The sequence below is a fragment of the Arthrobacter sp. HLT1-20 genome (genome assembly GCF_054510895.1).
In genome coordinates, this window is sequence record NZ_JBTNDR010000027.1 from 39,070 (window position 1) to 51,983 (window position 12,914).

A 12,914-nucleotide genomic window follows, 5' to 3' on the forward strand; every position below is an offset into this window, starting at 1 on the left:
CTAGCCCTGCAAGGTCAGGATGGCTGTGGGCGCATCCGTTGCGTACTCGGCAATGTCCTCGATCTCGGTGACGTTGTCCAGCTCGGTGCCCATGGAGATGTTGGTGACCTTCTCCAGGATGGCCTCAACAACAACCGGAACCCGGAACTCTTCCATCATTCTCTTGGCCTCGGCGAAGGCGCCGGCCATATCTTCGGGGCGCTCAACGCGGATGGCCTTGCAGCCCAAGCCCTCGGCGACCTTGATGTGGTCAACGCCGTAGCCGTTGGTCTCGGGGGAGTTGATGTTCTCGAAGGCCAGGGATACGTGTGCTTCCATCTTGAAGCCGCGCTGCGACTGACGGATCAAGCCCAGGTAGGAGTTGTTCACAACAACGTGGATGTACGGCAGGTTGAACTGCGCACCAACGGCCAATTCCTCGATCATGAACTGGAAGTCGTAGTCGCCGGAGAGGGCAACAACGGTCTCGCCGGGCTTGCCGCGGACAACGCCCAGGGCGGCCGGTCCGGTCCAGCCCAAGGGGCCAGCCTGGCCTGCGTTGATCCAGCGGCGCGGGCCGAAGACGTGCAGCATCTGCGCGCCGGCGATCTGGGACAGGCCAATCGTGGAAACGTAGGTGGTGTCCTGGCCGAAGGCTGTGTTCATCTCCTCGTAGACGCGCTGCGGCTTCATGGGCACGTTGTCGAAGTGGGTCTTGCGCTGCAGGCTGCCCTTGCGGGTGGCGCAGTCGTCGGCCCACTGGCTGTAGTCCGGAACGGTGCTGGCTGCCATGCGGTCGCGGGCGGCTTCCAACAAAACGTCCAGGGCTGCGCCGGCGTCGGAAACGATGCCCAAGTCCGGGGAGAACACGCGGCCAATCTGGGTGGGCTCGATGTCAACGTGAACGAACTTGCGGCCCTTGGTGTAGGTGTCCAGGCCGCCCGTGTGGCGGTTTGCCCAGCGGTTGCCGATGCCGATGACGGCGTCGGACTCCAGGAACGTGGCGTTGCCGTAGCGGTGCGAGGTCTGCAGGCCAACCATGCCAGCCATCAGGGGGTGGTCATCCGGGATGGAGCCCCAGCCCATCAAGGTGGGGATGACGGGGATGGAGAGCAGTTCGGCCAGTTCCACCAGACGCTCCGAAGCCTCGGCGCTGATGACACCGCCACCGGCAACGATCAAGGGGTGCTTGCCGGCCAACAGGATGTCCAAAGCCTTCTCGGCCTGCTTGCGTGAGGCGGCCGGCTTGCTCGGGGCCATCGGCTCGTAGGCGTCGATGTCGAATTCGATCTCAGCCATCTGAACGTCGATGGGCAGGTCCAACAGGACCGGGCCCGGACGGCCGGAGCGCATCAGGTAGAAGGCCTTCTGGAAGGCGCCCGGGATCTGGCCGGGCTCCTTGATGGTCATGGCCATCTTGGTCAACGGTGCGGCAATGGTCTCGATGTCCACGGCCTGGAAATCTTCCTTGTGCAGCTTGGCAACAGGGGCCTGGCCGGTGATGCACAGGATCGGCACGGAGTCGGCCCATGCTGCGTAGAGCCCGGTGATCATGTCGGTGCCGGCAGGGCCGGAGGTTCCGGTACAAACGCCGATGTTGCCCTTGGCCGCGCGGGAGTAGCCGTCAGCCATGTGCGAGGCGCCTTCAACGTGGCGGGCCAGGGTGTGGTTGATGCCTCCGTGGTCGCGCATTGCGGCGTAGAAGGGGTTGATGGCTGCGCCGGGGAGGCCGAAAACCTCTGTGGCGCCTTCCTTTTCCAGGATCAGGATTGCGGCGTCAACTGAACGCATCTTGGACATGTGATTCTCCTTTGAATAATGTGTCGATGCCCTGGCTGGCCGGGGCGGAAATGCTGGTGGGTGTTGCTGGTGGGCTACTTGCGCCCTGAGAGTGCTGCGGCCTGCTTGAAGAGGCCGGAGTGGTCAAGGGCGCCATCGCCCTGGGCCACCATTGCTGTGACGAGCTGTGCAACAGCTGCGCCGAGGGGGACGGTCACGCCTGCTTCGCGGGCGGCTGCTGTGACAATGCCCAAATCCTTGTTGTGGAGGGCCAGGCGGAAGCCGGGGTCAAAGTTGCGATCGAGCATCTTCTGGCCCTTCTGATCCAGGACCTTGGAGCCGGCCAAACCGCCGCCAAGAACCTTCAGTGCGGCGTCGGTGTCCACGTCGTAGGCCTCAAGGAAGACGATTGCCTCGGCGAGTGCCTGAATGTTGACGGCCACGATCAGCTGGTTCGCTGCCTTGACGGTCTGGCCTGAGCCGGAGGGGCCCACATGGACAATTGTTTTGCCCACGGCGCCCAGGACTTCACCGGCGTCGGCGAAATCTTGTGCGTCGCCGCCAACCATGATGGAAAGGACTCCGTCGATTGCGCCCTGCTCACCACCGGATACCGGGCCGTCCAGGGGGCGGATGCCTGCGGCAACGGCGTCGGCCGCCAGTCGCTTGGCCACGTCGGGGCGGATGGAGCTCGCGTCGATCCAGAGGGCACCCTTGCGGGCGTTGGCGAAGACGCCAGCGGCGCCGCTGACAACAGCTTCAACGTCGGGGGAGTCCGGGACCATGGTGATGATGGCGTCGGCGTCCTTGACGGCGTCGGCAATGCTGGTGGCGCCGTTGCCGCCAGCTGCGACGAGCTTGTCAATGGCGCCCTGGCTGCGGTTGAAGCCGGTCACCGTGTGGCCGGCCTTGACCAGGTTGACCGCCATGGGCAGGCCCATGATTCCGAGTCCGATAACTGCAACGTTTGTCATGATGAATCCTTTGGGTGGAGTAAGAGTGTGGGGGCGGTTCAGGCGGACTGGCGGATGGCCCAGGCGAAGGCTTCGGCCTGCGGGGACTTGTACTCCAGGCCAATGGCTCCGGTGTAGCCAAGCTCGCGGCTGCGGCTGATCCATTCGCCCAGGGGAAGCTCGCCCGTGCCGGGTGCGCCGCGGCCGGGGTTGTCGGCAATCTGGATGTGCCCGAAGTCCTTGGCGTGCTTTTCAATGACTGCCGCCACGTCGTCGCCGTTGACGGCCAGGTGGTAGAAATCGGCCAGCAGCTTGACGTTGTCGACGCCGGCCGCCTGGGTCTTGGTGATGACGGCCAGCGCATCTGCGGCGCTCTTGATCGGGTAGGCCGGGGTGCCGGAAACGGGTTCCAGCAGGACGGTTCCGCCAATGGCGGCGATGCCCTGGGCGGCTGCCACCAGGTTTGCCACTGCGAGTTCGTCCTGGGCCTCGGCGCTCTGGCCGTCCTGGCGGTTGCCGTAGAGGGCGTTGAAGGCCTTGCAGCCCAAGCGGCCGCCGATCCCAGCAACAACGTCGATGTTGTCCTTGAATTCGCCTTCGCGGCCAATCCAGGAAACCAGTCCGCGGTCACCTGCCGGCATGTCGCCCGCGTTGAAGTTCAGGCCCGTCAGTTGCACGCCGGCATCGGTGATGGAGCGCTCAAACGCTGAAACTTCCGCATCTGTGGGAACGGAGCTGGCGAAGGGCCACCAAAACTCGACGGCGTCAAAGCCGGCAGCCTTAGCCGCGGCCGCGCGCTCCAGCAAGGGCAACTCCGTGAGGAGGATGGAGCAATTCACTGTGTACGTCATCGGTAAATCCTTCCAAAGGAACGTCCATGTTCCTGTTGTGCGTCATTCCACATTTTCACTGTATGGAAATTAGTTTCTGCTTTATGAAAAGTTTAGGCAAGGTGGGGCCAGTAGTCAAGGGGGATCGGTAGATCGAAGTGGCGCGTGACACAAAAGGCGCCCGGTTCCGCTTTTCCCGCCCCGTTGACGGAACGGGTGCGAAAAGCGGAACCGGGCGCCGTGAGTGCATGGCGCGTGCTCCTACCTGCCAGTGTCGGGGCCACTGCCCAGCAGGCTTCGGGTGAGGGCCGCGCCGTCGTCCATGAGCTGATTTACGGCAACGGCCAGGTGGGAGTCGCCGGGATCTTCCCCCGCCAGAGAAGCGGCCACCACGGCCCGCCGGATGAGTTCCTTCGCCAGGGAGGCGGTGGTGCCGGCCGTCTGCGCGGCGGCTGCCTGCAGGGCCGAGGTGGAAAAGCGCAGCACGCGTGAATACAGCTGCAGCAGCTCCAAACGTTCGTGCTCGGAGGGCAGCGGGATCTCCACGGCCAAATCCACACGGCCGGGCCGCTGGGCGAGTGCCCGCTCCAACATGTCAACGCGGTTGGTGGTCAGCACAAAGGCGACGTCGGAATCGCTGTCCAGACCGTCCATGGCGTCGAGGACCTCAAACAACAGGGGCTGCGGACTGTGGCCAAAACTCCTGTCCTCGGCGATGAGATCGCAATCCTCCAGCACCACAATGGACGGGGCCAGGGCGCGGGCCAATTTGGCGGCCTCGGAAATGCGGGCCAGGGCGCCGCCGGACAGCAGCACAGCCGTGGTGCCGGCACTTTGGCTGAGTAGGTAGCGGACTGTGTGGGTCTTGCCCGTTCCCGGCGGACCGTAGAGCAGCAGGCCGCGCTTGAGATGCTGGCCGTGCGCCTGCAACGCCTTCGCTTGGCGGCCGATCCCCAAGGTGTGGTCTTCGACCCGGGCGAGCACGCCGTTGGCCAGGATGATGTCCGGACGGGTCAGTTCGGGCCTGCGGATGAACGTCACCCCGCCAATACTGGGACCGTATTCACTGACTTGGAGTGAGATGATCTGGCCCTTGAACACGCTTTCGTGCTCCATCCGACGGCGTACCTCCGCCAAGAAGGTTGTGGTGGCGCCCGGTTTTGCGGCAAGAACTTCGGCGGTGGCGAACTGGCGGCCAAAGCTGGGCTTGGCCTCCCGCTGAAGAACGGCCATGGCCACTCCGTCATAGTGGAAAAGCCGCAGCCCCAGCACCACTGTTTGGCGCTGCTCATCGGGACCAACCGGCTGGTTGGTGAAATCCGGCGGGGACAGGGGGAAAGCCGCATACATTTGCGCTTGCTGCAGCAGGTCGCTGAGGGACATGTGGTTGCGTTGCTCGCCGCCACCAATCCCCACCAGGGACGCGTGGGGGTCCCTTCCCGCGATGTCCTCGAGCAGGATGTCCAAATCGGCCAATCGGTGGTTCGGGACCTCCTCCACCACCACCGAGAGTTCCCTGGGCGGGAAACCCAGATGGCCGGACAGTGTTCGCAACAGCTCATCGCCGCCCTCGACCCGGTCAATGCTGGACAGCGCCAGCCGGGCCAGCGCGCCAAAATCCTTCATGAACGTCCCCATATTTTCATCCATAGGCTGACCCTAACAGGACTGTCAATGGTTGATTCAGGCAGGGCTGGCAAGCAAAAGCGCCCGCCTGCGCCTTCCACACGCCGTTCGTCAACGGGGTATGAAAAGCGCAAGCGGGCGCTTTTACCTCACCGGCCATACGCCGTCGTAGTGGCGAGAGAGTGTGGCCGGAAAGTTTCTAGGTGAGGCGGATCTGGCGGTTCATGTCCTTGTACAGCAGGTAGCGGAACTGGCCGGGGCCGCCGGCGTAGCAAGCCTGCGGGCAGAAGGCGCGCAGCCACATGAAGTCGCCGGCCTCCACCTCAACCCAGTCGTTGTTGAGCAGGTACATGGCCTTGCCCTCCAGGACGTACAGGCCGTGTTCCATGACGTGGGTTTCCGGGAACGGGATGACCCCGCCCGGCTGGAACGTGACGATGTTGACCTGCATGTCGTGGGCAAGGTCCGAGGAATCCGTGAAGCGGGTGGTCTTCCAAGCGCCGTCGGTGTCCGGCATCGCTGTGGGCTCCACCTCGGCGTCGCTGGTCACGAAGGACTTGGCCTCGTAGCCCTCAAGGCGCTCGTAGGCCTTGCGGATCCACTGGAAGGAGACAACGTCATCGGAGATGTTCTCCAGGCCCCAGGTGGAACCGGCTGCCAGGTAGGCGTAGCCGCCTTCCTCCAGCGCGTGCAGTTCGCCGTCGAGCGTCAGGTTGACCTTGCCCTTGGTGACAAAGACAACGCCCTCAACACCGGACTCAAATTCGGCCTTCGGTGCGCCGCCGCCAGCGGCAATCTCAACGATCAGCTGGGAGAAGGTGGTGGAGAAACCGGAGATGGGGCGGGCAATGATCCACGCACGGGTCTTGCTGAAACCCGGCAAGGTGCTGGTCACGATGTCGGTCATGACGCCCTTGGGGATGACCGTGTAGGCCTCCTTGACGATGGCCCGTTCAGTGGTGAGGTGGGTTTGCGGCGGCAGGCCGCCCTGGGGTGAATAGTACTTGCCAGTCATCGTTGACTCCTTACTTGGAAGTGGAAAGTGCCAGCCGCGGGTGTGCCAGGGCTGTCAGTTGGGGAATGTCTATGCCTGTCAGTGCGGCAACCTCGTCGGCGCCAACGGCGCCGCAGACAACGCCGCGAAGGACAAAGTTGGCCAGTGCCCGCGCTGTTGCGGGTTCGTCCATGACGGCACCTTGGGTTTGTTCAACGTAGTTGCGCAGGCGCACGGCAGAAGCCGGCAGGCCCTGACGGTAGAACGCGTAGGTGGCGCTGAAGCGGCTGGGCAGCTGGGCGGCGTGCAGGTCCCATCCCTGGTAGTAGCCGCGTTCCAGGGAGCGGCGCACCAGGCGGCCGTGCAGAGCCCAGGCGGATTCCACGCCGTCGCCCATGGGGATGACGTTGGTGGAACCGTCGGAGAGGCGGATGCCCGTTCCGGCCACAGCCAATTGCATGACTTCCTTGGCGAAATCCGCCACGGGGTGTTCCATGGACTGGTACTCGGCGGAGATCTCCAAGGAGGCGCTGTAGTCATACGTGCCGTAATGCAGAGCGCTGATCCGGCCCGGGATCTCATGGGCCAGGCGTGCCACCGGTGAGGTGCCGTCGTGGCTGAGGATGAGCTGGGGTGTTTCCACCTGCACCTCAAAACGGAGCCGGCCGGCGGGAAGGCCGTGGATCTGCTCCAGGCGTCCCACGGCAAAGTCCATGGCCCGCACCTGGTCAACAGTGGTGACCTTGGGCAGAGTCAGGACCAGTCCGTCGGGCAGGCCGCCCGTTTCCACCAGGGTGGAGACGAACAAGTCAAGGGTGCGGATGCCGCGGGCCCGGGTGGGGGCCTCGAAGCACTTGAAGCGGATGCCGATGAACGGCGGGGCCATGCCCTGTTCGACGGCGGTGTTCACGGCGCGGGCGGCGGTGACTGCCGCAGCATCCTCCGCCTCGTCGCCACGGTTTCCATACCCGTCCTCGAAGTCCAGGCGCAGGTCCTCAATGGGCTCGGCGGCCAGCTTGGCTGCAACCCGGGGGGCCACGGCCGAGGCCAATTCGTCATCCTGGCCCAACAGGGAGCCAAGACGTTCCAAGCCACCGTGGTCATTGACCAGGGACAGGGCCTCCTGTCCCCAATCTGCGGCGAGGGTGGGGGTGAACTTGTCGGCAGGTACGTAGACGGTGTGAACCGGCTGGCGGCTGCCGTCGTCGCCCGGGTAGTTGCGTTCCAGCAACGCATCGGTGGCGGCCAGCGAGCCGTCAATGTGCGCCAGGTCCGCGGTGGACAGTGAAAGGTGGGCAGCCATTTCTAGCCCACCAATTCGTACGCGGGGATGGTGAGGAAGTCGGTGTAGTCCTCGGAGAGGCAGATGTCCGCGATCAGGTCGCTGGCCGGCTGGTAGTACTTGGCGAATGCTTCCTCGCCAACCTCGCCGCGCAGTTTGGCCGTTTCCTCGCTGAGGATCTTTTCAACGAGTTCACGGGTGACGGTGTTGCCGGTATCGGCCAATGTGACCTGGTTGCGGATTTGCTGCCACACCTGTGAACGGGAGATTTCCGCTGTTGCGGCATCCTCCATGAGGTTGTGGATGGCGACGGCTCCGTTGCCGGAAATCCAGACGGCCGTGTAGGCGACGGCAACGTAGAGATTTAGTCGCAGGCCCGCCTCCGTGGCATCGCCTTCAGCGGATGCAACGTCCAACAGCTGGTCCGCCGTGACGCTAACCTCGGGGCGCTGCTTGTCCAGCTGGTTGGGGCGCTCGCCGAGAACAGCGTCGAACACTTCCTGGCAGATCGGCACCAAGTCGGGGTGGGCCACCCAGGAGCCGTCAAAGCCGTCGTTGGCTTCACGGGTCTTGTCATTGCGGACCTTGGCGAAGGCTGCTGCCGTGACTTCCGGTTCCCGGCGATTCGGGATGACAGCGGCCATCCCGCCCATGGCAAAGGCGCCACGGTGGTGGCAGGTTTTGACCAGTAGCTCGGTGTAGGCGCGCATAAACGGTGCCGTCATGGCCACCTGGGCGCGGTCCGGCAGGGTGAATGCGGAGCCGGCATCACGGAAGTACTTGATGATGCTGAAGAGGTAGTCCCAGCGGCCGGCGTTCAAGCCCGATGCGTGGTCGCGCAGCTCGTAGAGGATTTCATCCATCTCAAAAGCTGCTGGGATGGTTTCAATCAGCACCGTGGCGCGGATGGTGCCCTGCGGCACGCCGAGGTAGTCCTGGGCAAACACAAAAATGTCATTCCAGAGTCGAGCCTCGAGGTAACTTTCCATCTTCGGCAAGTAGTAGTACGGCCCGTGGCCGTTGGCGATGAGCGCCTTGGCCGTATGGAAGAAGTGCAGGCCAAAGTCCACCAAGGCGCCCGAGGTGGGTTCGCCGTCAAGCTGGATGTGCCGTTCCTCCAGGTGCCAGCCGCGCGGGCGGGTCACCACCACTGACAAGGGGGCGTCCGTGCGAAGACGGTATTCCTTGCCTTCGGGGGAGGTGTACTCCAGGGTGCCGAGGGCGGCGTCGCGCAGGTTGAGCACGGCGTCCACAACGTTCGCCCAGAGCGGTGTGCTGGCGTCCTCCAGATCGGCAAGCCATACCTTGGCGCCGGAATTCAGGGCGTTAATGGCCATCTTTGCCGGTGAAGCAGGTCCGGTCATCTCAACGCGTCGATCGGTTAGCGCTGCCGGGGCGGGGGCAACTTTCCAAGCGCCCTGGCGCACCTCCTGGGTTTCCGGCAGGAAATCGAGCTTGCCAGTCTCGGCGACCTTGGCCCGCTTGACGCCGCGCGCTGCAAGCAGGTCCTTCCGGGCCGGGTTGAAACGGCTGTTCAGCTCGGCAACAAAGGCGATGGCCTCATCCGTGAGGATTTCTGCTGCCCGGGGAACGGGGGTTGGGTCCGTAACGGTGACGGTTTGTGTGCTCAAGACTGGGTCCTTTCGGTGGTGTTGCTTGCAGCGGCGGCAGCAACTGCAGAAGCGACGTCGCCGGCCACGTGCGGGTCGAAAACGCTAGGAATGATGTAGCTGGCGTTCAGTTCGTCATCAGAGACTCGGTTGGCGATGGCCTCTGCTGCTGCCACCAGCATATTCGGTGTGATGTCCGACACGCCCGCATCCAAGAGTCCGCGGAAGAAGCCGGGGAAGGCCAGCACATTGTTGATCTGGTTGGGGAAGTCGCTGCGGCCGGTGGCGACGACGGCGGCGTGTCGGGCTGCGATGACCGGGTCAACCTCGGGCGTGGGGTTGGCCATGGCGAAGACGATCGCCTTGTCCGCCATGGCGGCAATCTGCGCTTCGCCCAAAACGTTGGGGCCGCTGACGCCAATGAAGACGTCTGCGCCTGTCATGGCCTCATGGAGGGTTCCCTCGAAGTTCTCCGGGTTGGTGTTTTCGGCCAACCACGTCCGGTGCTCATCGGTGTGGGTCTCGTTGCGGTGAACGGAGCCGCTGCGGCCGCACGCCACAATGTTGGTGGCACCCTGGGTGATGAGCAGCTGGATGATGGCGTTGCCGGCGGCGCCGACGCCGGCAACGACGATCTTCACGTCCTGGATCTTCTTCTCCACCACCTTCAAGGCGTTGCGGAGGGCGGCCAAGGTCACGATCGCCGTGCCGTGCTGGTCGTCGTGGAAGACGGGGATGTCCAATTCTTCGCGCAGGCGCTTTTCAATTTCAAAGCAGCGCGGGGCGGCGATGTCCTCAAGGTTGATGCCGCCGTACACGGGGGCCATGGCCTTGGCGATCATGATGATTTCCTCGGTGTCCTGGGTATCCAGGCAGACCGGCCAGGCGTCAACGTTGGCGAACTGCTTGAACAGCGCCGCCTTGCCTTCCATGACGGGAAGGGCCGCGGCCGGGCCAATGTTGCCCAGGCCCAGGACGGCCGAACCGTCGGTGAGCACGGCGATGGTGTTGCGCTTGACTGTGAGGTTGCGTGCCGCCTCGGGGTCTTCGAAGATGGCCATGCAGACGCGGGCGACGCCGGGAGTGTAGGCGCGGGAGAGATCGTCACGGTTGCGCAGGGCCACCTTGGGGACGACTTCAAGCTTGCCGCCGAGGTGCATGAGGAAGGTGCGGTCGGAAACGTGCAGGACCTTGACGCCGTCGAGCGCGTCCAGGGCTTCCTTGACGCGCTCAGCGTGAGCGTCGTCGGTGGTGTTGGCGGTGATGTCAACAACAATGCTCTCGTGGCGGGACTCGGTGACGTCCAGGGCCGTGACGGCCGCACCTGCTGCGGCTACGGCGGTTGCCAGTTCGCTGGTGACCGTGAAGTTTGAGGGGGCCATGACTCGCAAGGTAATCGAGTTGCCGGGACTGGGATTCGCCATTGAAATTCCTTCTCTAGGGGCCCGTGGAGGGCTGTCGACATTTACGATTGTTTTCGTATTATGGATATTATTATCTATCTGGTGGAATTTCAAGCCCACCGCCAACTTTCCTTGCGGCGTGCAACCATGGGGTAAGTTGGTTAATTGAAATATTCGTGTCACCATGCGGATAACAGGCGGCACATCAAACACCTAGGAGTCGGGCCCATGGCTGCAAAAGCGAGCGGCGGCGTACAGTCCGTGGAACGCGTCTTTGAACTGCTTGAACTCATTACAAATGCTGGCGGAAATGTGACGCTCAGCGAGCTGTCGTCCTCAACCGACCTGCCGCTGCCCACCATCCACCGGCTGCTGCGAACGCTTGTGTCCCTGGGATACATCCGCCAGCTTCCCAGCCGGCGCTACGCCTTGGGGCCGCGATTGATCCGTCTGGGTGAAGGCGCCACCCGGCAGCTCGGGGCATTGGCACAGCCGCAGTTGAAATCGTTGGTGGACCAACTGGGCGAGACGGCCAACATGGCTGTTCTGGACGACGACATGGTCATTTACATTGCCCAGGTGCCGTCCCCGCACTCCATGCGCATGTTCACCGAGGTGGGCCGCCGGGCACACACCCACGACACCGGCGTGGGCAAGGCCTTGCTGGCACAGCTCGACGACGATGTGGTGCGCGGCATCATCGCCCGCCAGGGCATGCCCCGCCCCACCAACAAGAGCATCGGGACCATTGAGGAACTGTTGGCAGACCTGGCGCTCATCCGTGAGCGCGGCTACTCCATTGACGAGGAAGAGCAGGAATTGGGTGTCCGCTGCTTCGCCATGGCCGTGCCCAACTCGCCCACACCCACGGCAATCTCCGTCTCCGGCCCCGTGCAGCGCGTGGACCTGGCCTTCTCCGAGCGCGCCATTCCGGTGCTGCGCCAGGCCGCACAGGTGATCTCCGACGAGCTCAACCGGCACTAGTTTTTCGCCAGTATCCTCGGGGCCCTCGTCCCCAACACGAAAGCCCAGCCGCTCATGCGACTGGGCTTTTGTGTTGCTTGGGCGGGCAGCCTGTCATGAATTTCCCGGGCCAAACGGCGTCATGATTGCCTGCTGCGGCTCTCCCTATGGGTAGGTGGTGCTGCAGTGGACAGCATTGCCCCGTCCTGCCCTGCCGGTATCCCCCCAGTGACGGCAGGACAGAACTTCGATTGGCTTTGGGAAACGTGAGACCCCTCCTGGAGCCAAACGAAGGAAGGCTGGGCCGCTGCCAAATCCCCCCAGTATGGCACCGGCCCAGCCTTCACCCTGTTAGCCTTCGCCGCCTGCGCTGCCGGTGGTGCCGGCGTTGACGTTGAGGAGGTCGTATTTCGTGGCTGCCTGTGTGGCGGCGTTGGGGTCGATCTTGCCTTGTTTGGCGAGCATTTGCAGGGTGCGGACGACCACGGAGTGGGTGTCGTTTTTGAAGTACCTGCGTGCTGCTTGGCGGGTGTCGGAGAAGCCGAAGCCGTCGGCGCCGAGGGTGGCGAAGTCGTTGGGCAGGAACTGGCGTACCTGGTCCGGGACGGCTTTCATGTAGTCGGTCACGGCGATGACCGGTCCCTGGGCGTCGGCCATTTTCGCTGTGATGTAGGGGATCCGGGTTTCGCGTTCGGGGTGCAGGAAGGATTCTTCTTCGGCGGCGAGGCCGTCGCGTCGGAGTTCTGTCCAGGACGTCACGGACCATACATCGGCGGCGACGCCCCACTCGGTGGCGAGGATGTTTTGTGCTTCCAGGGCCCAGGGCACGGAGACACCGGAGGCTAGTAGTTGGGTGCGGGGCCCGTCGATCTCGGCGGCTTTGAGCTGGTAGATGCCCTTGGTGATGCCGTCGATATCGATGTTCGCGGGTGCTTTGGGTTGGCTGATCGGTTCGTTGTACACGGTGATGTAGTACATGACGTTGGGATCTTCACTGTCCGGCCCGTACATGCGCTCGATGCCGGCGCGCATGATCGCACCGATTTCGTAGCCGTAGGCGGGGTCGTAGGTGATCACGGCCGGGTTCGTGGCGGCCAGGATCGGGGAGTGCCCGTCGGCGTGTTGGAGTCCTTCACCGGTGAGGGTGGTGCGTCCTGCGGTGGCGCCGATGATGAAGCCGCGGGTCATTTGGTCTCCGGCGGCCCAGAAGGAATCTCCGGTGCGTTGGAAGCCGAACATGGAGTAGAACACGTAGAACGGGATCAGCGGTTCGCCGTGGGTGGCGTACGCGGTGCCGGCGGCGGTGAACGCTGCCACGGAACCGGCTTCGTTGATGCCGGCGTGCACGATCTGTCCCGAGATGGATTCCTTGTAGGCCAGGACTAGGTCGCGGTCCACGGAGAGGTAGTTTTGTCCGTTGGGGTTGTAGATCTTCGCGGTGGGGAAGAACGCGTCCATGCCGAAGGTGCGGGCCTCGTCCGGGATGATCGGGACG

10 protein-coding genes are annotated in these 12,914 nt (G+C 63.7%); 1 reads left to right on the forward strand and 9 read right to left on the reverse strand.

Going from position 1 to position 12,914, the window contains the following annotated elements:
- From gcl to ACX80Q_RS13880, 8 genes are all read right to left on the reverse strand, one after another.
- Complete coding sequence (gcl, locus tag ACX80Q_RS13845; RefSeq protein ID WP_459331112.1) at window positions 1-1,779, reverse strand: glyoxylate carboligase; 1,779 nt, start codon at window positions 1,777-1,779, stop codon at window positions 1-3.
- A gap of 74 nt (window positions 1,780-1,853) precedes the next feature.
- Complete coding sequence (locus ACX80Q_RS13850) at window positions 1,854-2,732, reverse strand: 2-hydroxy-3-oxopropionate reductase (protein WP_459331113.1); 879 nt, start codon at window positions 2,730-2,732, stop codon at window positions 1,854-1,856.
- Between the two features lie 38 nt (window positions 2,733-2,770).
- On the reverse strand, window positions 2,771-3,562 hold the full coding sequence (locus ACX80Q_RS13855; RefSeq protein WP_459331114.1) for a hydroxypyruvate isomerase family protein: 792 nt from the start codon (window positions 3,560-3,562) through the stop codon (window positions 2,771-2,773).
- A 240-nt stretch (window positions 3,563-3,802) separates the two neighbouring features.
- The gene (locus ACX80Q_RS13860; protein ID WP_459331115.1) at window positions 3,803-5,191 is read right to left on the reverse strand and encodes an AAA family ATPase; all 1,389 of its coding nucleotides are present in this window, start codon (window positions 5,189-5,191) and stop codon (window positions 3,803-3,805) included.
- Between the two features lie 175 nt (window positions 5,192-5,366).
- Window positions 5,367-6,182: a bifunctional allantoicase/(S)-ureidoglycine aminohydrolase gene (locus tag ACX80Q_RS13865; protein ID WP_459331116.1), complete on the reverse strand. Its 816-nt coding sequence runs from the start codon at window positions 6,180-6,182 to the stop codon at window positions 5,367-5,369.
- Between the two features lie 10 nt (window positions 6,183-6,192).
- Window positions 6,193-7,464, reverse strand: a complete 1,272-nt coding sequence (locus ACX80Q_RS13870) for a DUF6986 family protein (protein ID WP_459331117.1) — start codon at window positions 7,462-7,464, stop codon at window positions 6,193-6,195.
- 2 nt (window positions 7,465-7,466) lie between these two features.
- Complete coding sequence (gene aceB, locus ACX80Q_RS13875) at window positions 7,467-9,074, reverse strand: malate synthase A (RefSeq protein ID WP_459331118.1); 1,608 nt, start codon at window positions 9,072-9,074, stop codon at window positions 7,467-7,469.
- Window positions 9,071-10,477: a malic enzyme-like NAD(P)-binding protein gene (locus ACX80Q_RS13880; RefSeq protein ID WP_459331119.1), complete on the reverse strand. Its 1,407-nt coding sequence runs from the start codon at window positions 10,475-10,477 to the stop codon at window positions 9,071-9,073. Before ACX80Q_RS13880 ends, aceB begins: the two co-directional genes overlap by 4 nt.
- A 207-nt stretch (window positions 10,478-10,684) precedes the next feature.
- Here ACX80Q_RS13880 and ACX80Q_RS13885 point away from each other — a divergent pair, with 207 nt between their 5' ends.
- Window positions 10,685-11,440, forward strand: coding sequence for an IclR family transcriptional regulator (locus ACX80Q_RS13885; RefSeq protein ID WP_459331120.1), 756 nt, complete (start codon window positions 10,685-10,687; stop codon window positions 11,438-11,440).
- Window positions 11,441-11,770: 330 nt separating this feature from the next.
- On the opposite strand, the gene ACX80Q_RS13890 is transcribed toward ACX80Q_RS13885, so the two are convergent.
- Window positions 11,771-12,914: transketolase-like TK C-terminal-containing protein (locus tag ACX80Q_RS13890; RefSeq protein ID WP_459331121.1), on the reverse strand; the 1,144-nt coding region annotated here is incomplete at its 5' end.